The sequence below is a fragment of the Frankia sp. Mgl5 genome, from assembly GCF_023242985.1.
GTDB classification, from domain to species: Bacteria; Actinomycetota; Actinomycetes; order Frankiales; family Frankiaceae; genus Parafrankia; species Parafrankia soli.
Genome location: NZ_JALKFY010000003.1, coordinates 80068 through 105477 on the forward strand (window position 1 = coordinate 80068; position 25410 = coordinate 105477).

Here is a 25410-nt window from a genome sequence, read left to right on the forward strand (position 1 = left end):
CCCCGCGGTGGACGGCCGCCGGCCCCGTCGCCGGGTTCGCTAAGCCCGGATCGGGCTGGACCCGCTGGCCTTCGCGACCAGCGCCTCGTAGCTGTCCCTGGATGTCGTCTCCGACCCGAGGCCCCGCCGATCGCGGTCGCCGTGGAAGTCGCTCGAGCCGGTGGTCACCAGACCGAGATCGGCGGCGATCTCCCGCAGCCGGGCCCGGGCCCACGGTGTGTGATCCGGGTGGTCCACCTCGACGCCGGTCAGCCCGTCCCGGGCCATGGCGGCGATGATGTCGGGCCCGACGGTCTCGCCGCGGGAGGTGGCGAACGGGTGCGCGAACACACTCACGCCCCCGGCGTCCCGGATCAGCCGCAGCGTCTCGTGGACGTCCGGCTGGACCTTCTCGGCCCAGAAGCGCCCACCCGCGCCGATCCACTCGCGGCTGAACGCGCTGTTCACGTCGGGTACCAGTCCCGCCTCCACCAGCGCGGCCGCCACGTGCGGACGTCCGACGGTGCCCCGGGCCAGCTCCTGGACCCGCTCCCAGCGCACCGGGTGACCGGCCGCGGCGAGCCGCTCCACCATCCGGCGGGCGTGCGTGGCCCGCTCCTCCCGCAGCCGGGCCCGGACGGCGGCGAACCGGGGCTCGGCCCGGTCGAACAGGTAGGCCAGGACGTGCATCGAGATCTGGTGCCCGTTCACCGCGACCCGGCAGGAGATCTCCGCACCGGGCACCAGCGTCATACCGGCAGGTAGCGCCGCCGCGGCCCGGTCGATCCCGCCGGTGGTGTCGTGGTCGGTCAGCGCGAGCACCTCGAGGCCCGTCGCGGCGGCGAGCCGGACGAGCTCCGCCGGGCTGGCCGACCCGTCCGACGCGGTCGAATGGGTGTGCAGGTCGATTCCGGAGGACGGGCCGGGGACCAGGCCGGACGTCGGGCCGGGGGTCGGGGCGGGACCAGAGGCCGGGGCGGGAGTTGTGGGCAGCGCGACCTCCTTGAGCCGATCCGGCCCACACTATCCGCCCGTCCGGCCACCCTCCGCCGGCGTGACGGCCTGTGCGCGCCCCGCGATCAGCCTGGGCAGGAGCGAGCAGAGGTCCTGGTGCCAGCGGCGCAGCTCGGCGGCGGTGGGAGCCAGCTCGTAGGAATGCTGATGGCCGGCCCGTGACAGCGCGTACCAGGCGGCGCCGGCCTCGTCCGCGGCACCCGGATCGGTGAAACTCGGCAGCACCAGCAGCTGGGCCCGCATCGAGAGCCGGACGAGCTCCGGCCGGCCGTGCGCCCGCCACACCTCGTCGACGGCCTGCTCCACGGCGAGCCGCAGCAGCCAGGCGCACAGCCGCGGCCACGACCCGTCCGCCGCCGGGGTCTCCCGCCGTAGCAGGCGGTCGGCCTCGGCGAGCGCCACCGCGGGGTCCAGTCGCAGGTCCGGCGACGGCGACGGCGACGGCGACGGCGACGCCGACTGCGGCGGCGAAGGTGACCGCGAAGGCGAAGGTGACCGCGGCGACGCCGGCCGCCGGCCGCGGGTCAAGCCAGGGTCCGGATGTGGTCCGTGAGCCGGCCGGTGTCGCGGACCAGGCTCAGCAGGTTGCCGTCGTACCCGACGTGCACGCCGTCCCGGACGGCCCGGAACGTGTCGGCGGCCCACGGCGCGTGGCCGTCGAGGCGGCGCAGGACGCCGCGGGCCCGGCGCGCGTCGTCGAACAGGGCCAGGGCGGCCTTCTCGCTCACCGAGTGCGCCGCCGCGAGCGCCGCCTCGACCTCGGCGTGGCGCGCCCCCGCACCGAGCCGGCGCCGCCGGACCACCTCGTTGCACGCCGTCTCCACCGCCGAGCGGCACATCGCCGGGACGAGCATCATCGCCAGGTCGCGGGGCAGGTCACCGGTCCGGGCGAGCGCCCGCGCGTCCGCGAGATGGCGCCCGACCGGATCGAGGTTCCCGCGCAGCCGCACCAGCGACCCCTCGCGACGGACCACGTCGAGCACCGTCGCCGGCAGCCGCAGCCGGCGCACCGCGTCGGCCAGCCGATCATCATGGGTGAGGACGACGACCTGCCGAGTCTCGGCAACCTGGGCGAGTACGCGGGCCAGCCCGTCGACCTTCGCCGGGTCCATCGACTGCACCGGGTCGTCGATGACGAGGAAACGGAACGGGCTCGCGTCGCTGGTCGCGCGGGGCAGGAACAGCGCCAGCCCCAGCGCGTGCAGCTCGCCCTGACTCATCACGCCGAGCGCGGCGCCGTCCACCCCATCGACGGTGACGTCGAGGTCGACGCGCCGCTGGTTGGCACTGCCGGTGAGGCGCACCGGGCCCAGGTCGACGTTGCTCTCCTGGCGCAGCATCGACCAGATCTGGGCCGACCGCTGCGCGAAGGGCCGCATCCGCTCGTCCCGCAGCCGCTGGGTCGCCTCCCGCAGCCAGTCAAGAGCCTGTCGGACGTCGGCCAGCGCGTCGGCGTCGGCATCGACCGCCCGCGCCGCCCCGACCCAGGTGGTGACCCGGGCGGCGAGCGGACGCCAGTCGGCGTCGGCGCGGTCGAGCTCGTCGCGGGCGGCCGCCCGCAGAGCCTCGACCGCCCGCAGCAGCGGAGGGTGGGCGGACTCCAGCCCGTCCGCGACGGCCAGCGGGTCGGAGTCGTCGCGCAGCCGTGCCCACCGGCGCCAGGCCACGCCCGCGGCCGCGGCCAGCGCGGCCAGCACGCCCGTGCTCCCATCGGCGGTCAGCGGCCCGGAGGTGGCCAAGGGCCCGGGGGCGGTCAGCGGCCCGGAGGGAGCCGGGGGCCCGGAGGGAGCCAGCGGCTCAGGGGTGGTCAGCGGCTCAGGGGCGGGTGCGAGCAGCAGCGCGACGTCGGCCAGCACGGCGGTGAGGTCGGCGCGCACGACCAGCACGGCCGCGGCCCGCTCCCGCTGGCGGGTGACCTCCGCCCGTGTCGCGTGCCACCACCGCTCGTCGAGCCGCCCGACCCCGCAGACCGGGCACGGCCGGCTCCCGCTCCCACCCTGGCCTCGAGCGCCGTCCTCGGGACCCTCAGATGACGGATCACCCGCGTGGACGGCGTTCTGGTGCTCGTGGTGGTCGAGCGCGGCGGCCAGCAGGTCGGTGAGGCGGGCCGCGTCGCCGGCCGCCGTCGCCGCCAGCCTCGTCTCCTCGGCCGCGAGCGCGCGCAGCCGCACGGCGAGCTCCCGGACGTCGGACTCCGCCGGCACCCGCAGCCCCAGCAGTTCCCGCAGCCCCGCCGGTTCCCGCAGCCCCGCCGGTTCCCGCGGTGCCGCCGGCTTCGCGGGCGGCGCAGTGTTCGGCGCCGGCAGGCCCGCCGCGACGGCCCAGGCCCGGCCGAGATCGGGACATTCGGCGTCGCGCAGTGCGTCGGCGGCCTCGACGGCCCGCGGGTCCGTGCTGTGCCGCAGCGCCGCGAGCAGGGCGGTGTGCTCCTCCCGCGAGCGGCGCGCGGCCTCGGTGAACCGGCTGCGCGCCGCGCTCAGGCGCCGCGCCGTGTCGACCATCTCGTCCAGCCCGAGGATCGCGTGCAGCGCATCGAACATCGCGCTGGGACGTCCGCCGAGCAGATCGCCCAGCTCGGCGTAGGACAGGAACGGCCGGTAGGCGGACAGCGCCCAGTCCCACCCGGACGGTGACCACGGCCCGTCGTCCGTGGCGCGGATCTCGCCGACGCCGTCGTCCAGACTGGTGCCCTCGGGCCAGGTCCGGGTCACGGTGACCGGCCCGGGGAGGCCTTCCACCGTGCAGGTGATCTCGACGCGCGCGGGCCCGGTGCTGTGCAGGTTGCGCCAGCCGCCGCGCCAGACGGCCGCCCGCCGGGACCAGCGGCGGGTGTCGCCCGTCAGCGCGATCTCGGCGGCCTCCGCAAAACTCGACTTGCCTGAGCCGTTACGCCCCGTGACGAGGGTCAGGCCCGGCCCGGGGCGCAGGGGGAGCACCGCGAGCGGCCCGATCCCGCGGAACCCCTGGACGCCGATCGACTCCAGGTGGACGGCCGGCTCGCCGGCGGTGCTGGGCCTGCCGGTCGTGCTGGGCCCACCGGTCGTGCTGGGCCCGCCGGTGGTGCGTGCCTCGTTCGTGGTGGGCGGCTCGTTCGTGGTGGGCGGCTCGCCGGGACCGGCGGTTCCGCCTCGCCGGGCCAACTCCGCGGCGAGCGGGACGTCGCCGTCCAGGGCGGCCAGGAGCAGGTCACGGACCCGCGCCGGCAGGATGTCCTGTGCCATCTGCACGGCGAGCAGGTCGAGTACCGAGTCGGGGGCCATCCTGTTCTTCCGGTCGGGAACGGGCGGGGCGAAATGTTAGACCCTGTGTGACTGGACCGATCGGGCTGGTCGTCTTAACGGATCGCTTCGGAAGGATCATCCGAGTTTCCGCCCTCGCCGCTGACCACCCCCTGACCGCCCACGACACCCATGCCCCCACAGGCCACCCGAAATGCCCAATTCATACCCTTCTGTGCAACGCGACACAAGCTGTTATGCACGCTGGCTCCCGCCGCCGGGCGATGTGTGGCGGGTGAGGGAGTCCTGGCTGTCACTCAACCGCCGCGGTTCCTCGGCTGCCGCGTGCATAGCGGCCGGGCTAGCGCGAATACTTATCGCTTCCGGCCCCTCCGGCCCCTCCGGCCCCCCGGCCCCCCCGGCGCCGGCGCCGGCGCCGGAGGCAGGGGCGGGGCTCCGCGCGGACCGCCTGCCCGAGGGGGAGGCCACCACGAATCACAGTTGATCGCGGTGTCCCGCGGAACACCCGAGCCCCCGCGGGCCGTGGTCACCACAAACCACAGCCGACCGCGATGCTCCGCGGAACACCCGAACCGGACATGACACACCGCGCAGTAGATCAATCTTCGCGAAACTGGCTGTAAGCGTTTATCTGCCAGATCGGCCGGAATGGTCGGCCGATCGTCGCCCCCCGTTCACCCCACTGTGGTGTGATCAGGGCCGTGACGCGGGACGAATACTCACCCGTGCCCGCGCCCATGCGGCCGGGCCGGCGGGCGGTGCTCCTCGGTGGGATCGGCGGCCTGGCCGCGGTGGTCGTCGGCGGCTGCGGTGGTGGTTCCGGGCCGGCGCCGTCCCCCGCGCCGACCCTGCGCGCGCCGACCCCCATCCCGGGGATCCGCGACGGGGTCTTCTCGCTCGGCGTGGCCAGCGGCGACCCGCTGCCCGACGGGGTGATCCTCTGGACGCGGCTGGCGCCGGAACCGATGGCCGGCGGGGGCATGCCCAGGCGCGACGTCGAGGTCGACTGGCAGGTCGCCCGGGACGAGAAGTTCGCGGACGTCGTCCGTGCCGGCACCCAGCTCGCCACGACGTCCTTCGCCCATTCGGTCCATGTGGACGTCCGCGGTCTGGAGCCCGGGCGGGACTACTACTACCGGTTCCGGGCGGGCGACGTCCTCAGCCCGGTCGGGCGGACCCGTACCGCGGCCGCGCCGGGTTCGCCCGGCGGTGAGCTGTCCTTCGCGCTCGCGAGCTGCCAGGACTTCCAGAACGGGTACTGGCCCGCCTTCGACGCGATCGCCGGCGACCGCCCGGACCTCGTCCTGCACGTCGGGGACTACATCTACGAGTACGACCCCGACAGCAGGTACCCCGACCGCCGGCACACCACCCCCGAGAAGCCGGGGCTCGACCAGCTCCAGACTCTCGCCGACTACCGCAACCGCTACGGGCAGTACAAGTCCGACCCCGCGCTGCAGGCCGCTCACCACGTGGCCCCGTGGGTCGTCGCGTGGGACGACCACGAGGTCGAGAACAACTACGCCGGCCTGGTCGACGAGAGTGGCGACACCGGCCCCCGGCACCAGGACCCGCAGGTCTTCGCCCGGCAGCGGGCCGCGGCCTACCAGGCGTACTACGAGCACATGCCAATCCGCGCCGAGCTCGACCCGGGTTCGCCGGATCTGCGGATCTACCGCCGGCTCACCTTCGGTGACCTGCTGACGCTCAACGTGATGGACACCCGCCAGTACCGGACCCCGCAGCCCGGGTCACCGCCGGACGGGATCGGCGCCGTCCGGCTGGGCGACGACAACACCGCCGGGACCATGTCCGGCACCGCCCAGGAGGCCTGGCTCGTCGATGGCCTGCGCACCTCCCGGTCGCGCTGGAACGTCATCGCCCAGCAGACGATGGCCGCCCAGCTGCACGGCCAGCTGCCCGGTTCCGAGGTGCTCACCAACCTCGACCAGAACGACGGTTACGTGCCCTACCGGACGCGCCTGCTCTCGGCCGTGCGCGACACCCGGGTCGCCAACCCGGTGCTGCTCGCCGGGGACATCCACTGCGCCTGGGTGAACGACCTGCGGGTCGACTTCGACCGCCCGGAGACCCCGGTGATCGCGACCGAGTTCGTCTGTACGTCCATCAGCTCGGGCTTCTTCCTCATCAGCGAGGATTTCGTCCGGGAGAACAACGCGCGGCTCAACCCGCACGTGCGCTATTTCCGCGGTGACCTCCGGGGCTACACCCGCGTCACCGTGACACCCGACGAGTGGCGCGCCGACATGCGGGTCGTCGAGACGATCGCGAAGCGGGACGCCCCCGCGTCGACCGACGCGACCTGGGTCGTCGAGGCCGGGAAGCCCGGCGCGCAGGAGGCCTGAGCCTGCACCGGCGACGAACAGCGGCTCCTGAGGTCAGGCGCCAGGTCCGGCATCAGGTCCAGCGCCGGGGGTCCGGCGCCGGGGCGGCGCCAGCTGGCCGCCACGGATCAGCCGGGGCCGGCGGTGGGGTCGCGGACGGCTGGTGGCCGTAGGCTTTGCCGCGGCCGGCAGGGCGTCGGCGGGGGAGGGAACGACGGATGACCGAGCCGGGCACGGCCAGCAGCAGCACCGCGGAGCGGGCCGAGGTGCCCGACGCGGCGGTGGACCGTTCGAGGCTCACCGTCGTGGTCAACCCGAAGGCTGGCGGCGGCCGGGCGGCGAAGGTCCTCGACGGCGTCCGCGCGGCGCTCGCCCGCTGGGCCGAGGACGTCTCCGTCGAGACGACGAAAAGCCTCGAGCACGCCGAGGAACTAGCCCGCTCGGCCGTCGCGGCGGGGCGGGTGGCCGTCGCGCTGGGTGGTGACGGCCTGGTCGGCAGGGTGGCGGGCGCCGTCGCCCGGTCGGGCGGCGTGCTCGCGGTGCTGCCCGGCGGCCGGGGCAACGACTTCGCGCGAGGACTGGGCATCCCGCGCGATCCGGCACTCGCCGCGACCGCGCTCGTCGCGGCCGTGGAGCGCAGGGTGGACCTGCCGGAGGTGAACGGGGTGCCGTTCGTCGGGATCGCCAGCCTCGGGTTCGACTCCGACGTCCAGGTGATCGCGAACCGGACGACCTGGCTGTCCGGCCAGAGCGTCTACACCTACGCGGCGTTGCGCGGGGTGGCGGCCTGGAAACCGGCCCGGTTCACCGTGACCATCGACGGCGAGCCGCCACTGGAGCACGTCGGGTGGACGGTCGGCGCGGCGAACGGTCCGTACTACGGCGGCGGGATGAAGTTCGCCCCGGACGCCGACATCGCCGACGGCCGGTTGGAGATCGTCCTGGTCGCGCGCACCGGGCGGTTCACCTTCCTTCGGTTGTTCCCGCGCATCTTCTCCGGCCGGCACGTCGAGGTCCCCTACGTCCAGGTGCGGCGGGGCGAGCGGCTCGTCGTGGACGCGGACCGCCCGTTCCAGGTCTACGCGGACGGCGACCCGATCGCCGACCTCCCGGCCGAGATCGTCGTCCGGCCCGGGGCCCTGCGCCTGCTCACGCCGCCCCAGGCCTGACCTGCCCGTGCCCGTGGGCTGCGGGCGGCGGGCGACGGCTAGCGCAGTTCGGGGGTGGCGTGGTAGTCGGTGACGCCGGCGACCTCCGGGTAGTGCAGGTCGAACGCGGGGCGCTCGGAACGGATGCGCGGCAGCTGGTGGAAGTTGTGCCGGGGCGGCGGGGAGGACGTCGCCCACTCGAGGGAGTTCCCGTACCCCCACGGGTCATCGACGACGGCTAGCCGGCCGCGGCGGTAGGAATTCCACACGTTGTACATGAACGGCAGTGTCGAGACCCCGAGCAGGAAGCTGCCGGCGGTCGATATCGTGTTCAACGTGGTGAATCCGTCGTCCGGCCCGTAGTCGGCGTACCGCCTGGGCATCCCCTGCATGCCCAGGTAGTGCTGCACCAGGAACGTCAGGTGGAAGCCCAGGAAGACGGTCCAGAAGTGGATCCTGCCGAGCCGGTCGTTCATCATCCGGCCGGTCAGCTTGGGGAACCAGAAGTACGTGCCGGCGAACGCCGCGAAGACGACCGTCCCGAACACCACGTAGTGGAAGTGGGCGACCACGAAGTAGCTGTCGCTGACGTGGAAGTCGATCGGCGGGCTCGCGAGCATCACCCCGGTCAGCCCACCGAGGAGGAACGTCACGAGGAACCCGAGGCAGAACATCATCGGGGTCTCGAAGCTCAGGTTGCCCCGCCACATCGTCCCGATCCAGTTGAAGAACTTGATACCGGTCGGGACGGCGATCAGGAACGACATCACGGCGAAGAAGGGCAGCAGTACCGCGCCGGTGACGAACATGTGGTGTGCCCAGACCACGATCGACAGGGCGCCGATGGCGATGGTGGCGAACACCAGGCCCTTGTAGCCGAAGACCGGCTTCCGGGAGAAGACCGGGATGATCTCGCTGATGATGCCGAAGAACGGCAGGGCGATGATGTAGACCTCGGGATGCCCGAAGAACCAGAACAGGTGCTGCCAGAGGATGGCGCCGCCGTTCTCCGAGTCGAACACGTGGGCGCCGAAGCGCCGGTCGGCCTCCAGCGACAGCAGGGCCCCAGCCAGCACCGGGAACGCGACGATCACCAGCACGGACGTCACGAGGAACGTCCAGCAGAAGATCGGCAGGCGGAACATCGTCATACCGGGGCCGCGCAGGGTGAGTATCGTGGTGATCATGTTGACCGCGCCGAGGATCGTCCCGAGCCCGGAGACGGCGAGGCCCAGGATCCACATGTCCGCCCCGACCGACGGGCTGAACGTCTTGCTGTTCAGCGGGGCGTAGGCGAACCAGCCGAAGTCCGCGGCGCCGTCCGGGGCGAGGAAGCCGGCGACGACCATCAGCCCGCCGAACAGGAAGAACCAGTACGAAAGGGCGTTGAGTCGGGGGAACGCGACGTCCGGCGACCCGATCTGCAGCGGTATGAGGAAGTTCGCGAAGGCGAACGCCAGCGGCGTCGCGAACATCAGCAGCATGAGCGTGCCGTGCAGGGTGAAAAGCTGGTTGTACTGCTCGTTCGAGAAGTACTGCAGACCCGGCCGTGCCAGCTCGGCACGCATCATCATGGCCAGGATCCCGGCGAGGATGAAGAACCCGAACGACGTCACCGCGTACAGGACGGCGATATCCTTGTGCGAGGTGGTGCGGAGATATCCCAGCATGTTCGTGCGTGGCCGGGAGTGTCCGGCTTCCGCGTGTTCGACGGCGTGGCCGGACGGCTCGCGCAGAATAGTCACTCCGGCTCCCGGTTCTGACCTGTCGAACGGGCGGGAGCCAGAATCGTAGCGCGATGAAAGGCGCCGCATGCTCGATTTCGAGGCCAGCGCCGGCCGATGTTGCTTCCGCGCTCCGACTCCCCGACTCCCCGACTCCCCGACTCGCCGGCGTCAGACCCGGATTCCAGACGCCCTGCTGCCCGGCGCCCCGGCACGTCACGGGCAACGGCCTGCCGGGGCGTCGGCGCGAGGTCAGCGGATCGACAGGTGCGAGCCCGCCGCGCCGAACAGCAACTGGTCGACCAGCCGCGGATCGTCCCGCAGGTCCTCCATGACGAGGTGCTCGAGCAGCAGCAGCGCCGCGTCCGCCGGCCACAGCACGCACCACAGCCAGACGCCCAGCGCCTCCCCGACAAACGCCGCCCGATCGGGGGGTGCGGCAATGGGCCAGAGCGCCGTCGGGTGCCCCGCCGCCTCGATCTTGGCCTCGGGCACCTCGTCGAGGCGCTCCGGGTCCGGCACCGCCAGCCCGGCCAGCCGGCTGCCCAGGCCCACCCGAGGTATCTCGGCCACCAGCACCATCTCGGCCGGCCCGCCAACCGGCGACGGCCCGCTCGCGGCGAACGCGGTCGCGTGCGCGCCGGTCCGCTCGTCACCCGCCCAGCCCACGCCGCTCACAAACCAGTGGACCGGCATCGGGGAGGGCAGCCAGACCGGCACCTGACTGGTCCGCCCCAGGTTCCGCAGCACCTGCTCCCGCGAGGACCGTGCCTCGTGGAACGGTTCGACATCGCCGTGCGACTCACACCGCCACCTGTCACTCCACAGGTCCGGCGGCGCCAGGCCGCCGAGGCAGGCCGGGCACACCGGCGGGGCGGTCACCGCTCGCCGCCGGGCGACGCGGGGCCGGGCGACCCCCCGTCCCCGGGCGGCCCGTCCCCGGAGGACCTCTCCCTGAGCGACCTGTTCCCGACTGACTCGTTCCTGGGGGACCTGTTCCTGAGCGATCCGTTGCCGGGGATCTTCCTGGGGGATCTCCCGGGGGGGCCTTCCAGGGGTGACCCCTTCCCGGGCGATTCGGTCTCCTGGCGACCGATGGTGCGAGCTACGACATTGGGAGCCACAGTCATCCTCCGCCTCCACGTGCGGCTGGTGGACGATTGATGCCCAGCCAACCCTGTTCTGATGCTCGGCCCACGGGACTTGTCCACCTCGGTGGCAGATGTCGGTCGACCCGCCCAGGCGATGGCGGGGACGTCGCGCCAGGCCGTGACACAGCAGTCGCCGCCGGCATCCCGGCGACCGGCCGCATCCGACGCCCGTCAGGCCACCTGCGGGGGACGTCAGTGGGTCGGCGGCAGACTGTCGGGCTCGGGCTCGGGCTCGGGCTGGAGCCGGGGGCGGGGGCGGTGCCTGGCGATGTCGGCGAAGACCTCGTCCAGGATGTCCAGGCCCTCGAGGAGGAGGTTGTCGGGGATCACGAGTGGGGGCAGCAGGCGCAGCACGTTGCCCCAGGTGCCCGCGGTGAGCAGGACGAGCCCGCGGCGGTGGGCCTCTGCCGCGGCGGCCACCGTCACCATCCGGTCGGGCGCGGGCGCGGGCGCGGGCGCGGGCTGGTCGGGTGGCGTTCCCTCGGTCGGGTCGGCGACGAGCTCGAGGGCGAGCATGGCGCCGCGCCCACGGACGTCCCCGATGAACGGGTAGCGGTCGCGTAGGGCGAGCAGGCGGGGCATCGCGATCCGCTCGATGTGGCGGGCGCGGGCGGTGAGGTCCCCGCGCTCGATGGTGGCGATCGCGCCGAGCGCGGCGGCGCAGGCGAGCGGGTTGCCGCCGTAGGTCCCGCCGAGGCCGCCGACGTGGGGTGAGTCCATGATTCCCGCGCGTCCGGTGACCGCGGCGAGCGGCAGGCCACCGGCGATGCCCTTCGCGGTGACGATCAGATCCGGAACGATGCCCTCGTGCTCGCAGGCGAACATGTCGCCGGTGCGGGCGAAGCCCGTCTGCACCTCGTCGGCGACGAACACGATCCCGGTCTGCGCGCAGAACTCGGCCAGTCGGGTCAGGAAGCCGGTGCCGGGGACGATGAAGCCGCCCTCGCCCTGGATCGGTTCGATGACGAGCGCGGCGACGTTCTCCGCGCCGATCTCCGTGGTGATCGTCTCCACCACCTGGGCCGCGGCCTGTTCGCCGCATGCGGCGGGGCCGCCCGGCCAGCGGTAGGGGTAGGCCATCGGCATCCGGTAGATCTCCGGGGCGAACGGCCCGAAGTGGTGCTTGTAGGGCATCGACTTCGCGGTCAGCGCCATCGTCAGGTTCGTCCGGCCGTGGTAGGCGTGCGCGAACGCCACGACGGCGGACCGTCCGGTGTGGGCCCGGGCGATTTTCACCGCGTTCTCGACCGCCTCGGCGCCCGAGTTGAACAGGGCGGACCGTTTCTCGTGCCGGCCCGGGGTGAGCCGGGCGAGCTCCTCACAAACGGTGACGTAGCCCTCGTAGGGCGTCACCATGAAACAGGTGTGGGTGAAGAGCCCGACCTGCTCGCGCACGTTCTCCACGACAGCGTCGGCGGCGTTGCCGACGCTCACCACCGCGATGCCGGAACCGAAGTCGATCAGCGAGTTCCCGTCGACGTCCACCAGCACGCCGCCGCCGGCCGCCGCGACGTAGACGGGCAGGGTTTCGCCGACCCCGCGGGCCACCGCCTGGGACCGGCGTTTCGCCAGCTCCACCGAGCGCGGCCCGGGTATCGCGGTGACCAGCCGGCGGACCTGCGGCAGTCCGGGCCCGCCCCGCGGAGGCAACTGAGCCTGGCCGGTCTCACTCATGATCTCTCCCGCCCCGATCCGTCGCTGTCCGCGGTTCGCCTGAGCGCTGGCCCCGACAACACACGCCCCGCTGGCGGGACGCAAACCGGCGCGCCCGGCGACGCCCGGCGACGCCCGTCCGACCGGTTCGCGCCGAGCCGCCGGGGCCACCGGACGGATACGGAACGCCTGGTTGTCTCGGCGTGGGGTTACGGCGCGTCGTCGGTGAGGTCCCGAATGAGTGGCGGTGTTCCCGTCGTGGACACTTGTTGTTCTGTGGGTTGAGGCAGGGCGGGGCATCCGCGCGTCCGCGTCCGGTTCGGCCGCGCGAGGGCCGGGAGGGGTCACGATGATTCCGCTGATCACGCGGGACGGGCGCCGGGCCGGGAGGACGCCCGGGACGTCCACCGCCGTCGGTGAGGAGAAGGTGGTCCTGTGATCGACGACGGCCGTCCGGGGTGGTCCGGCGCGGGCGCCGGCACCAGCGCGGGAACGGCGACCAACGCCGCCACGAGCGCCGGCCCCGGCACGAACGCCGGCCCCGGCACGAACGCGAGTGCCAGTGCCAGCCCTGCCACAAGCGTCAGCCCTGCCACAAGCGTCAGCATCGCCACGGACGCCAGTGGCACGAGTGCCAGCGCCGGTACGGGTACCGGGCCGCGGATCGTCGGTCCGCCGGCCCCGGCCACGGGTATCCGGGTCGCCGCCAGGGCTTCGGGCCCGGGCCCGGGCGGTGGCGGCTCCGGTGGGGGCTCGGGCGGTGGGGGCGGGGTGTCGGCGACGCGGTTCTGGGTGGCGGGTCAGCGGCGCTCGGCGGCGGAGGCGTTCGAGGTCCGCAGCCCGTTCGACGGGCGGCTGGTCGGCACGGTCGCCCGGCCGGATGACGTCGACGTCGAGGACGCGCTGGCCGCAGCCGTCCGCGCGGCGCCCGTCTGCGCCGCGCTTCCCGCCCATGTCAGAGCCGGTGCGCTCAGCAGCGTGTCGCGCGCGATCGCCCGGCGCGGGGACGAGATCGCCAGCCTGATCACCAGCGAGTCCGGCAAGCCTCTCACCTGGGCGCGGGCCGAGGTGGCGCGGGCGTCCTCGACCTTCCGGTGGGGTGCCGAGGAGGCCAGGCGCTTCGCCGGCGACCTCGACCGGCTCGACACCGACCCGACCGGTGAGGGGCGGATCGCGCTGACCAGACGGTTTCCGATCGGACCGGTGCTGGGCATCACGCCGTTCAACTTTCCGCTCAACCTGGTCGCGCACAAGGTGGCGCCCGCGATCGCTGCGGGCGCGCCGATCCTGGTGAAGCCCGCGCCGCGCACGCCGCTGTCCGCGCTGCTGCTCGGTGAGCTGCTCGCCGACACGGATCTGCCCGAGGGCGCCTGGTCGGTGCTGCCGGTCGCCGACGACCGAATGCCCGCCCTGGTCGCCGACCCACGGCTGCCGGTGGTGTCCTTCACCGGGTCGGGCCAGGTCGGCTGGGCGATCCGGGACGCCGTCCCGCGCAAGCACGTCGTGCTCGAACTGGGCGGGAACGCGGCGGTACTGATCGCTGCGGACTACTCCAGCCCCGCCGATCTGCGCCATGCCGCCCGCCGGATCGCGCTGTTCTCGAACTATCAGGCGGGCCAGTCCTGCGTGGCCGTGCAGCGGGTGTTCGTCGACCGCTCGCTGTTCGGCCGGGCCCGCAAGGAGATCGTGACGGCCGTCCTCGAGCTGCGTGGCGGGGATCCGGCCGACCCCGCCACCGACGTCGGCCCGCTGATCGACACCGCCGCGGCGGAGCGGGTCGCGGCCTGGGTGGCGGAGGCCGTCGCCCGCGGCGCGACTGTGCTGTGCGGGGGAACCCGGCAGGGGACGGCGTTCGCGCCCACCGTGCTCACCGGCGTACCGCGGGACGCGGCGGTGGTACGCGAGGAGGTGTTCGGCCCCGTACTGGTACTCGAGCCGGTCGACGGCCTCGACGACGGCCTCGCCCGCGTCAACGACAGCTCCTACGGTCTGCAGGCCGGCGTGTTCACCCACGATCTCGCCACGGCCTTCCGGGCCCACCGCACCCTGGCCGTCGGCGGCGTGATCATCGGGGACGTCCCGTCGTACCGCGCCGACCAGATGCCCTACGGCGGGGTGAAGGGCTCCGGGCTCGGTCGGGAGGGCGTCAGCTCGGCGATGGCCGACCTCACCGTCGAACGGGTGATGGTGCTGGCCGGCGTCGAGCTCTGAGGCACCCGGCCGCCGAGGTACCCGGCCGCCCGAGGTACCCGGCCGCCGCGGAGCTCAGCCCAGGCCGACCTCGGCGCGGTCGGGGTCCCGGAGGTCCGTGCCGGCGTCCAGCCAGCGCTGGCGCATCGCCGTCGCGCCGTGCACGCGCTTGTAGGCGGCCTCGTTGGGGGTCATCGGGAACAGCGGCAGGAAGCGGACGGGCGCCGGCGCGCTCGCCGCGCGGGCGGCGTCCCCGGCCGCGAGCTCCAGGTCGGGAACCAGCCCGCCCGGTTCACCGATCAGGACGGCGGTGAACCGCGCACCGTCCCACAGCGGTTCGCCGAGATCGAGCCCGGCGCCGGCGATCATCGGACGTCCCTCGACGACCGGCACCGCGGCCAGCACGGCGAGCACCCGGGCCGTGCCCTCACGGTGCCCGCGCAGCGAGAGGACGAGCTCGGCCCGCGGGCCGGCCGGGTCACGCACGGTGGCCTCCGGCGGCGTCATCGGCTCGCGGGCCATCCCGAGGGTCACATAGCGGACGACGCCGTCGGGGTCGGGGCCGAAGCGGAGGATCTCGATCGGGTCGGTGCCGAGGAAGGTGACTCCGGCCCGCCCGGTGTCCGGGCCGAACCAGCCGGTCAGGTGGTGTTCGACGCGCCGCAGCACCTCGTCGGGTCCGACGTCCACCGGGCTGTCATGTACAGGATCGTCGTGCACCGGATCGTCGTCGTGGGTGGGATCGTCGGTTGCGCTCATAGCGGTCGATCGTAGGATCGCCACGCCGCGGCAGTTCGTTGTGACGGCGGATGGGAGGGCCCACATGGCACAGGTGCTAAGCAAGGGCGCGAACGCCCCGCTTCCGACGACGGATGTGCGGGTCGAGGTGTCTTCGTCCACCCCGCTCGACATCGCCGCGTTGCTGGTCACCCCGTCCGGCAAGGTGCGGGGGGACGCCGACTTCGTCTTCTTCAACCAGCCGGCCGGTCCGGGGGTGCGCCTCGCGCCGCCGTCGGCGCTGGAGTTCACGCTCACCGCGGTGCCGCCCGACATCGACAAGGTCGTGGTCACGGGCAGCCTGGACGGCGCCGGCCCGCCGACCTTCGCCGGCGTGCGCGGCCTGGCCGTGGTCGTGCGGGACGCGCGCGGCCAGGAGGTCGTCCGGTTCGACCCGGCCGGGATGAGCAGCGAGACGGCCCTCGTGCTGGTCGAGCTGTACCGCCGTGCCGGGAGCTGGAAGGTGCGTGCCGTCGGCCAGGGCTACGCCTCCGGCCTGGCCGGGATCGCCACCGACTTCGGGATCACCGTCGACGACCCGGGCTCCGGGAACACCGCGGCGGCACCGGCATCCGCGGGCCCCGGAGCCGGAACGGGGGCCCCGCCACCGTCGCAGTACGACGCCCCGACGCAGGTCGTCTCGCCCCCGCCCGGTCAGCAGTGGGGTCCGCCGCCCGGCGCGCCGCCGCAGGCGCCGCCGCCGCCGAACCCGCAGCAGTGGGGCCCGCCGCCGGGCCAGCAGTGGGGTCCGCCGCCCGGTCAGCAGTGGGGTCCGCCGCCCGCCGGCCCGCCCGGCCCGGGTGCTCCCGCCGGCGCGGTGCCCGGCCGGGTGAACCTGGACAAGGGCCGGGTCTCGCTGCGCAAGGGCCAGAGCGTGTCCCTGGTCAAGACCGGCGCCCCGCCGCTGGTCCGGGTCCGGATGGGTCTCGGCTGGGATCCCGCGCAGCAGGGCCGCTCCATCGACCTCGACGCGTCCTGCATCCTGTTCGACGACCGCGGGAAGGACGTCGACAAGGTCTGGTTCATGTCGAAGAAGGGGGCGCGTGGCGCCGTCCGCCACTCGGGGGACAACCTCACCGGCCAGGGCGAGGGCGACGACGAGACCATCTTCGTCGATCTCGGCGCGCTGCCGCAGAACGTCGTCAGCCTGATCTTCACGGTGAACAGCTTCCAGGGGCAGTCCTTCACCGACATCCGCAATGCCTTCTGCCGGCTCGTCGACGACCAGACCAACCAGGAGCTGGTGCGGTTCGACCTGTCCGAGTCGAAGCCGGCGACGGGACTGGTGATGTGCCGTCTCCAGCGGGAGCCGGGGGCGCCGACCTGGGTGATGACCGCGATCGGTGAGTTCCACGACGGGCGCACCGTGCGCGCGATGGTCGGGCCGTCCCGCCAGTACCTCTGAACCGGTACTGCCGCCGGGCCCGGCGGCAGTACCGGCGAAGTGCCGGTGTGGTGCCAGGCCCGGTAACGGCACGGTGTGATGCCGGTGTGGCGCCGCTGACTGTCCTCGCTGGTTGCGGCCGGCCGGCGCGCGGGTAGCCTCCGCCCGTGACCCCTCCGGCCCTTCCTGCTCCGCTGACCCTCCGCGCTGCCCCCGTCCCGGTTCCGCCGACCACCACCCGGGCCGTCCCGGCCGAGGCCGTCCGATGACCGCCCGGCCGGGGCCGGCCCGGGTGTACTGCCGTCGCCTCGCGGGGCTGCTGGTGCTCGACCCGAACGGCGACCAGGTCGGCCGGGTCCACGATGTGATCGTCACGCTGCGCCTGGGGCACGAGCCGCCGCGCGTGCTCGGGCTGGCCGTCGAGGTGCAGCGCCGGCCGATCTTCGTGCCGATCTCCCGGGTGACGGGCGTCGAGTCCGGGGCGGTGGTGCTGTCGTCCGCCCGGCTGAGCTGGCGCCGCTTCGCGCAGCGGCCGAACGAGACGCGCGTGCTCGCCGAGCTGCTCGACCGCCGGGTCACGCTCCTGCAGCCCCACGCCGACTCGACCGCCCGCGGCCAGGGCGCCGCGGGCGGCGGGGGAGCCCCGGCCGATTCCGGCGCCGCGAGCCCGCCCGGCCGTGAGGTGACCGTCGTCGACGCGGCGATCGAGCCCACCCGCACCGGCGACTGGGTCCTCGACCAGGTGGCGGTGCGGGTCGGCCGGGGCCGGCGTGGCGAGGTCCGCACCGTCGGCTGGGACGAGGTGACCGGCTTCTCGCTGCCGGAGGAGGGCCAGGGCGCGGCGAACCTGCTCGCCGCGTTCGAGAAGCTGCGGCCCGCCGACCTCGCCTCGCTGCTGCACGACCTGTCCCGCAAGCGCCGCGCCGAGGTCGCCGCCGCGCTCGACGACGAGCGGCTCGCGGACGTCCTCGAGGAGCTCCCCGAGGACGAGCAGGTCGAGCTGCTCGGTGGCCTCGCCGCCGAGCGCGCCGCGGACGTGCTCGAGGCGATGGGCCCCGACGACGCTGCCGACCTGCTGGGGGAGCTGCCCGCCGACGAGGCCGAGCGGCTGCTGCGCCTGATGGAACCCGAGGAGGCGGCACCCGTGCGCCGCCTGCTCGTCTACGCGGACGACACCGCGGGCGGCATGATGACCAGCGAACCGGTGGTGCTCGCCCCGAACGCGACCGTCGCCGAGGCGTTGGCCCGCGTCCGCGAGCCGGAGCTCTCGCCGGCGCTGGCCGCCCAGGTGTACGTCGTGCGCCCCCCTTACGAGACGCCGACGGGGCGGTACCTGGGCCTCGCGCACTTCCAGCGGCTGCTGCGCGAGCCCCCGAGCACCCTGGTCGGCGGGGTGATCGACGTCGACATCACCCCGCTGCGGCCGGATACCCCTCTGCCCGAGGTGACGCGCCACCTGGCCTCGTACAACCTGGTGGCGGCGCCCGTCCTCGACGACGCGGGACGGCTGGTGGGGGTGGTGACCGTGGACGACGTGCTGGACCACCTGCTGCCGTCCGACTGGCGGGAGAGCCAGCCCAACCCGGACGGCGAGGAGGAGATGCCGCCGGGGGCGATGAGCGCTCCGCCGGCCGGCGACCCGGAGCCGGGCGGGCGCGGTGAGGTGGGTACCGCTCCCGCGGCCACATGAGCGGGCTGCTGCGGCGCCGGGGGGAGCGGCTCGACCAGCCGCGGGCGTCGCGCCGGGCGCACATCCGGCCGAGCTACGAGCCGGACGCGTTCGGCCGCGCCGCCGAGCGGATCGCGCGGTTCCTGGGCACCGCGCGGTTCATCGCCGCGCAGACCGTGGTGGTCGTGCTGTGGCTGGTCTACAACTTCGCGGCGCCGCCGTCGCTGCGGTTCGACAACTACCCGTTCATCTTCCTGACGCTGGCGCTGTCGTTGCAGGCCGCGTATGCAGCGCCGCTGATTCTGCTGGCGCAGAACCGGCAGGACGACCGGGACCGCGCGAACCTCGCGCAGGACCGCGAGGCCTCGGTGCGCATCCGGGACGACACGGAGTACCTGGCCCGCGAGCTGGCCGCGATGCGGGTCTCCATCGGCGACCTCGCCACCCGGGACTTCCTCCGGGCCGAGCTGAAGATGCTGCTCGCGGACCTCGACGGCGGCACCCGCGCCGACAGCGGCCGGCGGGACAGGCGGGACCGCCGGCGCCGGCGCGAGGACCTGGGCACCGTGCCGAACGGAGCGGTCGGGTCTGCCGGCGCCAACCACTCGAGCCCGCCAGCCCGACCGCCCGGCGGTGACCCGCCGCCCTGAGGTGACCCGCCGCCCTGAGGCTAGGGGAGGTTGCCGCGGCAGAGGGTCAGCACGGCGACGGCGATCTCGACGCCGCGGGGGCCGAGGCCGTCCGCCCAGCTGGCGATGATCTCGTTCTCCCGTCCGTGCTGGATGCGCGGCCCGCCCTCCTCTGCGCGCAGAGCCTGGACCTGCCGGGACAGCTCCTTGCGGGCCGCCACGAGCGCCCGCAGCTTGGCGTCGATGTCGTCGATCAGCTGACGTCCCTCGTCGATGGAGGCGATCGTCAGCGGCGCGGACGGGTCGGTGCCGGGCTGGGGGATGGCGGCCTGGGCGTCGGCGGGTGCGGCGGCCGAGCTGGAAGCGGCGGAGCCGGAAGCGGCGTCGACGGCGTTCGTCACAGGTGGGCCCTTCGGTCGGGCCCGGCAGCCCGCGCCACGAGGGGCCCGGGTGTTGCCGGGCTGTGGTCTGGCGCGGAGCCGCGTGGGATCAGCGGCCGAGCGGGGACCGAACCCGGCCCCCGTAAAAGGGTCGCGGTGGAAGAAGGCCGACCAGGCCGAGACACGGCCGCGCGACCCCGGCCAGCCGCGCGACCCTCGCCGGCTGAGCCGTGCGCACGTGTGGCCCACCGCACTCCATGTGTCGAGCATGCCACCGCGGGGGCCGCGGAGTCCAGAACGGGCGGATGTGAGGCCAGGCGCGAGCCGGCGCGGTGAGATGATCGCCGAATGGACCAGATGGAGCTGGCCGAGATGCCCCGCCGCTTGTTCTCCTGCACCCCGTCACGTCTGGCGAGTTTCGAGGACTGCCCGCGCCGGTACCGGATGACCTACCTTGACCGGCCGGCGCCGCCGAAGGGGCCGCCGTGGGCGCACACCTCGGTCGGCGTCAGCGTGCACAACGCGCTGCACCGCTGGTGGGACGTCCCCCTGCCGGCGCGCACCCCCGAGCGGGCCGGGACGCTGCTGCGCACCAGCTGGGTCGAGGACGGCTTCCGCGACGGTGCGCAGTCCGCGGCCTGGCGGGAGCGGGCCGCGGGGATGGTCGAGGCCTACACCGCCGGTATCGACCCGGCTGCGGAGCCCCGGGCGGTGGAACGCCAGGTAGCCACCCGGACAGACATGCTGGCCTTCCATGGCCGGGTCGACCGCCTGGACGAGCGCGGCGGTGAGCTCGTTGTGGTCGACTACAAGACCGGGCGGCGGGCGCCGACGGATGATGACGCGCGCGGGTCCTCGGCCCTGGCCCTCTACGCCCTGGCCGCGGGGCGGATGCTGCGCCGGCCGTGCCGGCGGGTCGAGCTGCACCATCTCCCGACCGGAACGGTCGCCGTCGCCGAGCACACCGAGGAGTCGACGGCCCGGCACGTGCGGCGCGCCGAGTCCGTCGCGCGGGACGCGGCCGAGGCGACCGAACGGCTGCGCGCCGGCGCGGACGGGGACGCCGCCTTCCCACCCAGCCCCGGGCCGCTGTGCTCCTGGTGTGACTTCCGGCGGCACTGCCCGCAGGGGCGGGCGGTCTCACCTGACCGGGAGCCCTGGGCGGCGTTGGCCGAGTAGAGCAGGCCGGAGGCTGGCAGTTTGCTGCAATCTTGGTGACTCGCCGTAGTCTCTGCGTGCTGGCCCGGGGCTGTGGCTTCTAAGCTTTCCGATGGGGGTGGCGCGGCTGGGGCAGGGCTGTCGCCTGCCCTGACGGCCGTGCGTCCCATCCGCTCTGACCAGTTCGGGAGCCGTAATGGTGCCGCGCAAACTAGCCCTCTCCGAGCACGATCTCGCCACCGCCTCGTGGCGCTCCGCCCAGGCCGACGGCGGCGAGGCCAACCGGGTGGAGGTGGCGAGGATCCCCGGCGGCATGGCCATGCGGGACTCCGACCAGCCGGTCGGGCCCGTCCTGCTGTTCACCGACGACGAGTGGGGCGCCTTCACCGCGGGGCTCACCGACGGCGAGTTCGATCTGACGTCCTGACACTGGGCCTGTCTGACTCAGGGCCTGTCCTTTGAACAGCAGGAGGGACCGGCGCCAACCGGACAGATTGGTGCCGGTCCCTCCGACCGAATCCGGGATCACCGCGCGGCGATCCCGCGGGATGTCCGTGCGGTCAGTTCAGCGTTCCGGTGCGGACAGCGCTGACGAACGACGACCAGGACTGCTCGGAGAACTCCAGTGTTCCGCCGGCGCGGTCCTTGGAGTCGCGTACGTATGCCGAGCCGGTTCCGGGCGCCCATTCAACACAGTTGCCACGCGGCTGGCTGTAGCTGCTGGTCCGCCAATGGAGGGTCTCGACGTCGCCTGCAGCGATGCCGCCCGTGTAAGCCTTCACTCCTGTTTCACCTTCTCGACTATGCGCGTGATCATGGCGCCTGCCTCGTCAGGACCGAGAGCGCAGGCCCGCAGTTTCTCGAAGGCGACCTTATAGCGCTGAACCTCGTGCGCCTTTTCCAAGTACATCGCGCCGGCAAGTTCTTCGAGATAGACCACGGGTTGGTCTCGGGCGTCCGGGAACTCGAAGAGGGTGAACGGAAAGCCCTGGGCCTGGTAGCCGCCGGCTTCGAAAGGGATCACCTGGATGGTGACCCGGCCGCGGTCCGCCTCGGCCAGCAGGTGCTCCAACTGGCCGCGCAGCACGTCCGGCCCGCCGACCGGCCGGCGCAGCACCGCCTCGTCGAGGATCACCCGGACCTGCGGCCAGCCGCTCTGGCTCAGCCGCTTCTGGCGCTCCCGCTTGAACGCGACCGTCCGCTCGGCCTCGGACGGCGAGCCGTCACGGTCGAAGTCCATGGCCAGTGCCCGGGTGTACTCCTCGGTCTGCAGCAGGCCGGGGACGAGTGCCGACTCGTAGGTGAGGATGGCCTGCGCGTCCCCCTCGAGGCCGATCAGGGTCTCCAGCCACTCCGGCACCGCGTCGCCGAAGGACTGCCACCACCCCTGTTCCTTCGACTGGCGCACCAGGTCGAGCAGCGCTTGCCGCCGGGGCGTGTCCTGCAGCTTGTACAGGTCAAGCAGGTCGCGCACATCGCGAAGGCGAGCGGGTGTCCGCCCGGTCTCGACCCGGCTGATCTTCGAGGGTGAGCATTCGAGATGGCGCGCGGCGTCGTCCGCCGACAGGCCGGCCTGTTCCCGAAGTCGGCGGAGCTCGGCGCCGAGCCGCCGGCGGCGCACTGTGGGGCTTCCCCCGCTGGTGTGCTCGGACATGGTGCCTCTCTGTCACTGTTTGCGTGGGTGCGGTGCGTGTCGTCGCCGCGCGCGGTTACCGTTCGCGACCACTGTCCACGTTGCGACCGCCTGTTCGCCGGACCGTTCGGCCGGCGGCGTGCGCACGGGGCGGGACGCCCGCTTTCGCAGCCGGGCCACTACATGGCGCTTGTATTCACTAAAATAGGTTCGCTAAATATTACTTTTCGCGTGGCAATGTAGCCTGAGAGTCATGATCTCAGCATAAGTGGACGGAGGGCGGGAACAATGGATGCACAATCATCGTGAATGCATGTGCGCCGCTCGTGCCCCTGTCTGACACTAAGTGTCCGGTATCTTGCTTTGGGTGTCGGGCTCGCCGGTGATCGTGGCGGGTGGCGAACCATCGGACGGGGTGATCGTGATGGTGGGTGATCCGAGCTCGCGCGCCGCGAGCCCGAACGGTCCGGCTCCGGCCGGAGCCGCGTTCGCGGGCGGCCACAGCGGCCCCGCCCGGGAGGAGATCCACGCTGGTGGGACCGCGGGAGGCGCTCACGCCGGCGTCGGTGGCACCGCCGCGGAGGCCAGTCGCTTCCAGGTCTTCGACGGCGACGGCCGGTTTGTCGGCGTCTTCGCGAGCTGGGAGGCCGCGCACGCCTGGAGTCACTGGCGCGCCGCCGAGCCGGTGACCAGGCTGCCTGTCCGCATCGAGGACCATCTCGACCGGCGCACCTGGACGGTGGAGCCGGGTCTGTGTCAACTCACCGTGTGGCGGCGGCACTCCGAGTTCCGCGTGTGCCCGCCGCCCGGCGCCCCCGCGCCCGACCCGGCGCGCCCGGGGACGGCCGGGGCCGGCCCGCACTCCAGCCCCGACGGTTCCCCGCCCGGTCCGGCTTTCTCGCTCGGTCCGGCTTTCTCGTCCGGCTCGGCTTTCTCGCCCGGTCCGGCCGCGTCGCTCGGCTCGGCTGTCATGCCCGGCACAGCTATCGCGCTCGACCCGGCAATCCTGTCCGACCCGGCGTTCCCGCTCGGCGCGGCCTTCTTCCCCGCGGCGGCCGCGGCCATGGCCGCGTCAGGGGCGGGAAGGAGGGTGGGGACCGGGGCGACGTCGCTTGTGTCGCCGTCCGTGCCGCCGCCCGTCGGCCAGGCCAGCTGGCCGGCGCAGGCGGCCGCGGCCTCAGCGCTGCGCGGCGTGGCCGAGGGCGCCGCGCGCTGAGACCGCGCGCCATCATGTGTCCGTGGCCGAGGAGACGACAGACCAGCCGCCGCGGGTGGGCCGCGAGCGGGACGTGACCGCCGGGGCGTCCGGCCCGGCGGTGCGGATCTCGGGGAGGGCGCAGACCTTCACCGAGTCCGTGATCCGGGACATGACCAGGCTCGCGCTGCGGCACGGGGCGGTGAACCTGGCGCAGGGCTTCCCGGACTTCGCCTGCCCGACCGAGCTGAAGGAAGCCGCGAAGGCGGCCATCGACGCCGACGTCAACCAGTACGCGATCACCTGGGGAGCGGCCGACTTCCGGGCCGCGATCGCCGCGAAGATCGGCCGCACCTATCCCGGCTGGACCGTCGACCCGGACACCGAGATCTGCGTGACCTGCGGTTCCACCGAGGCGATGATCGCCGCGATGCTGGCGCTGGTCGACCCCGGCGAGGAGGTCGTGTTCTTCGAGCCGTTCTACGAGAACTACGGCCCCGACTCGATCCTGTCCGGCGCGGTCCCCCGCCTGGTGCGCCTGCACGGCCCGGACTGGTCCATCGACCCGGCGGAGCTGCGCGCGGCCTGCTCGGACCGGACCCGCGCGATCGTCGTCAACACCCCGCACAACCCGACCGGCAAGGTGTTCAGCGCCGACGAGCTCGCTCTCATCGCGGAGCTCTGCCAGCGGCACGACATCCTGGTGTTCACCGACGAGATCTACGAACACATCCACTACCTGGGGCCGGGCGGGCACATCCCCCCGGCGACCGTCCCAGGCCTGGAGGACCGCACGGTCACCGTGAACGCGCTGTCGAAGACGTACGCGGTCACCGGCTGGAGGGTCGGGTGGACCGTCGCCCCCGCTCCCTACACCGAGGCGATCCGCAAGGTGCACGACTTCCTCACCGTCGGCGCCGCCGCGCCGCTGCAGGCCGCCGGCGTCGCCGCGATGGGACTGCCGCCCGAGTACTACGCCGGGCTCGCGCAGGAGTACCGGGTGCGCCGTGACCTCCTGTGCGGCGCGCTGGAGAACACCGGGTTCGCCCTCCGTCCACCGGACGGCGCCTACTACGTGATGTGCGACACCACCGACCTGGATCCGGCCGGCGACGACGTCGCCTTCGCGCGGCGGCTGGTGAGCGAGCTCGGGGTCGCGGCCGTCCCGGGATCGTCCTTCTACGCCGATCCGGCCGACGGCCGGCACATCGTCCGGTTCGGTTTCCCGAAGCGGCTGGGGACGCTGCGGGCGGCGACGGACCGCCTGCGACTGCTCGAGCGCACCCGGGCGGCCCACCCGTAACACGGATCAAGCCCGTGCCACTCCGGCCCCTCGCAGGTGCGGCACTGGTCCGCGTCAGTCCCGGTGGGCTGGCACCGGCAGCGGGTAGCCGGCGGACGCGGCGCGGGCGTGTCCCCGGCGCACCTCCCGGGTGAGCGCGCGCAGGTACAGGCGGCGGCGCAACTGTCCGGCGCGGTCCGCCGGCGGTCCGCCGGCGGACCGTCCCGACGCGCTCACCATCGCCGGGCGGGAGGGCAGCAGGTAGCGCCCGCGCAGGTACTCACCGATCCAGCGGCCCTGCGCGGCGGCCAGCTCAGGTTCGGCCGAGACCCGGTACAGCCCCTCCACCTCCTGGTGGAACACCCCGGCGAAGAAGTACTCCTCACTCCAGGACCGCGGGGCGCTCACCTGGCCCGGCTCGCCTTCATCGCCTGCCGGCGGGACGGCTGGCGGCGGAGCGCCGACGAACACGACCGCGTCCTGGCGGGCGAGCCCCAGGCCAACATCGGCTGGGTCGGGGATGTCCAGTGCGAACGGGCGACCGCCGTCCGGGCCGGTGCGTAGCACCAGTGGGCCGGGGACGATGGTGAGGCGGTCGGCCATGCCGAACTCGCCGAGCGTGCGGGCGGCCTCCCGGACCGGTGGGGAGGACGGGTCACCCGCGATCACGCCGATGCCGTCCAGTCCGCCGTCCACCAGGGCGATGAGCGCGGCTGTGCCGGCACCGGGGGGCGGTGCGCCGGGACCGGAACCGGCGTCGATGACCACGGCCAGCCGGGGAAGTCGGGACACGCTCGCCGACTGTAGTACCCGTCCGGGTGGGGGATGGCGCCGAGGCCCTGGCCCTGGCCCTGGCCATG

General features: G+C 73.5%; 21 protein-coding genes. 10 read left to right on the top strand and 11 right to left on the bottom strand.

Going from position 1 to position 25410, the window contains the following annotated elements; genetic code table 11:
* Positions 1-39: 39 nt before the first annotated feature.
* From MXD62_RS02505 to MXD62_RS02515, 3 genes are all read right to left on the bottom strand, one after another.
* Positions 40-888, bottom strand: coding sequence for a PHP domain-containing protein (locus MXD62_RS02505; RefSeq protein WP_248827880.1), 849 nt, complete (start codon positions 886-888; stop codon positions 40-42).
* Between the two features lie 114 nt (positions 889-1002).
* A complete protein-coding gene (locus MXD62_RS02510) occupies positions 1003-1395 on the bottom strand; it encodes a hypothetical protein (protein ID WP_248827812.1) in 393 nt (130 codons plus the stop codon).
* Between the two features lie 122 nt (positions 1396-1517).
* Entirely contained in the window at positions 1518-4253 is a 2736-nt protein-coding gene (locus tag MXD62_RS02515; RefSeq protein WP_248827813.1) for an ATP-binding protein, read from the bottom strand.
* 716 nt (positions 4254-4969) lie between these two features.
* On the opposite strand from MXD62_RS02515, the gene MXD62_RS02520 reads away from it, so the two are divergent.
* Together MXD62_RS02520 and MXD62_RS02525 are read left to right on the top strand one after the other, a co-directional pair.
* On the top strand, positions 4970-6598 hold the full coding sequence (locus tag MXD62_RS02520; RefSeq protein ID WP_248827881.1) for an alkaline phosphatase: 1629 nt from the start codon (positions 4970-4972) through the stop codon (positions 6596-6598).
* 197 nt (positions 6599-6795) lie between these two features.
* A complete protein-coding gene (locus MXD62_RS02525) occupies positions 6796-7746 on the top strand; it encodes a diacylglycerol kinase family protein (protein WP_248827814.1) in 951 nt (316 codons plus the stop codon).
* Positions 7747-7784: 38 nt separating this feature from the next.
* Here MXD62_RS02525 and ctaD read toward each other — a convergent pair whose 3' ends face one another.
* The 3 genes from ctaD to gabT all read right to left on the bottom strand — a co-directional run bounded on the left by ctaD (position 7785) and on the right by gabT (position 12274).
* Positions 7785-9470, bottom strand: a complete 1686-nt coding sequence (gene ctaD, locus MXD62_RS02530) for a cytochrome c oxidase subunit I (RefSeq protein WP_248827815.1) — start codon at positions 9468-9470, stop codon at positions 7785-7787.
* A gap of 231 nt (positions 9471-9701) precedes the next feature.
* Positions 9702-10331 (bottom strand): DUF6758 family protein, encoded by a 630-nt coding sequence (locus tag MXD62_RS02535; RefSeq protein WP_248827816.1) that lies wholly within the window; start codon positions 10329-10331, stop codon positions 9702-9704.
* 461 nt (positions 10332-10792) lie between these two features.
* Entirely contained in the window at positions 10793-12274 is a 1482-nt protein-coding gene (gene gabT, locus MXD62_RS02540; protein WP_248827817.1) for a 4-aminobutyrate--2-oxoglutarate transaminase, read from the bottom strand.
* Between the two features lie 750 nt (positions 12275-13024).
* On the opposite strand from gabT, the gene MXD62_RS02545 reads away from it, so the two are divergent.
* On the top strand, positions 13025-14464 hold the full coding sequence (locus tag MXD62_RS02545; RefSeq protein WP_248827882.1) for an aldehyde dehydrogenase family protein: 1440 nt from the start codon (positions 13025-13027) through the stop codon (positions 14462-14464).
* A gap of 54 nt (positions 14465-14518) precedes the next feature.
* Here the strand turns inward: MXD62_RS02545 and MXD62_RS02550 are convergent, their stop codons facing one another.
* Positions 14519-15202, bottom strand: a complete 684-nt coding sequence (locus MXD62_RS02550; protein WP_112108117.1) for a suppressor of fused domain protein — start codon at positions 15200-15202, stop codon at positions 14519-14521.
* A gap of 64 nt (positions 15203-15266) precedes the next feature.
* Here MXD62_RS02550 and MXD62_RS02555 point away from each other — a divergent pair, with 64 nt between their 5' ends.
* The 3 genes from MXD62_RS02555 to MXD62_RS02565 all read left to right on the top strand — a co-directional run bounded on the left by MXD62_RS02555 (position 15267) and on the right by MXD62_RS02565 (position 18923).
* Positions 15267-16625: a TerD family protein gene (locus MXD62_RS02555; RefSeq protein ID WP_248827818.1), complete on the top strand. Its 1359-nt coding sequence runs from the start codon at positions 15267-15269 to the stop codon at positions 16623-16625.
* 244 nt (positions 16626-16869) lie between these two features.
* A complete protein-coding gene (locus MXD62_RS02560; RefSeq protein WP_248827819.1) occupies positions 16870-18294 on the top strand; it encodes a CBS domain-containing protein in 1425 nt (474 codons plus the stop codon).
* Positions 18291-18923, top strand: a complete 633-nt coding sequence (locus MXD62_RS02565; RefSeq protein WP_248827820.1) for a DUF1003 domain-containing protein — start codon at positions 18291-18293, stop codon at positions 18921-18923. Before MXD62_RS02560 ends, MXD62_RS02565 begins: the two co-directional genes overlap by 4 nt.
* A 20-nt stretch (positions 18924-18943) precedes the next feature.
* Here MXD62_RS02565 and MXD62_RS02570 read toward each other — a convergent pair whose 3' ends face one another.
* A complete protein-coding gene (locus tag MXD62_RS02570) occupies positions 18944-19303 on the bottom strand; it encodes a chorismate mutase (RefSeq protein WP_071059336.1) in 360 nt (119 codons plus the stop codon).
* Positions 19304-19630: 327 nt separating this feature from the next.
* Between MXD62_RS02570 and MXD62_RS02575 the strand changes: the two genes are divergently transcribed.
* Both MXD62_RS02575 and MXD62_RS02580 read left to right on the top strand, forming a co-directional pair.
* The gene (locus tag MXD62_RS02575) at positions 19631-20461 is read left to right on the top strand and encodes a PD-(D/E)XK nuclease family protein (RefSeq protein WP_248827821.1); all 831 of its coding nucleotides are present in this window, start codon (positions 19631-19633) and stop codon (positions 20459-20461) included.
* Positions 20462-20636: 175 nt separating this feature from the next.
* Positions 20637-20867, top strand: coding sequence for a DUF397 domain-containing protein (locus MXD62_RS02580; protein ID WP_071059337.1), 231 nt, complete (start codon positions 20637-20639; stop codon positions 20865-20867).
* A 133-nt stretch (positions 20868-21000) separates the two neighbouring features.
* Here MXD62_RS02580 and MXD62_RS02585 read toward each other — a convergent pair whose 3' ends face one another.
* Both MXD62_RS02585 and MXD62_RS02590 read right to left on the bottom strand, forming a co-directional pair.
* The gene (locus MXD62_RS02585) at positions 21001-21222 is read right to left on the bottom strand and encodes a DUF397 domain-containing protein (protein ID WP_020458551.1); all 222 of its coding nucleotides are present in this window, start codon (positions 21220-21222) and stop codon (positions 21001-21003) included.
* Entirely contained in the window at positions 21219-22094 is an 876-nt protein-coding gene (locus MXD62_RS02590) for a helix-turn-helix transcriptional regulator (RefSeq protein WP_248827822.1), read from the bottom strand. The genes MXD62_RS02585 and MXD62_RS02590 overlap by 4 nt, the downstream gene beginning before the upstream one ends.
* Before the next feature lie 337 nt (positions 22095-22431).
* Between MXD62_RS02590 and MXD62_RS02595 the strand changes: the two genes are divergently transcribed.
* Positions 22432-23289 carry a hypothetical protein gene (locus MXD62_RS02595; RefSeq protein ID WP_248827823.1) on the top strand — a complete coding sequence of 286 codons (858 nt, stop codon included), beginning with the start codon at positions 22432-22434 and terminating at the stop codon, positions 23287-23289.
* 73 nt (positions 23290-23362) lie between these two features.
* Positions 23363-24571 (top strand): pyridoxal phosphate-dependent aminotransferase, encoded by a 1209-nt coding sequence (locus MXD62_RS02600; protein ID WP_248827883.1) that lies wholly within the window; start codon positions 23363-23365, stop codon positions 24569-24571.
* Between the two features lie 54 nt (positions 24572-24625).
* On the opposite strand, the gene MXD62_RS02605 is transcribed toward MXD62_RS02600, so the two are convergent.
* Positions 24626-25342 carry a hypothetical protein gene (locus tag MXD62_RS02605; RefSeq protein WP_248827824.1) on the bottom strand — a complete coding sequence of 239 codons (717 nt, stop codon included), beginning with the start codon at positions 25340-25342 and terminating at the stop codon, positions 24626-24628.
* Between the last annotated feature and the right edge of the window lie 68 nt (positions 25343-25410).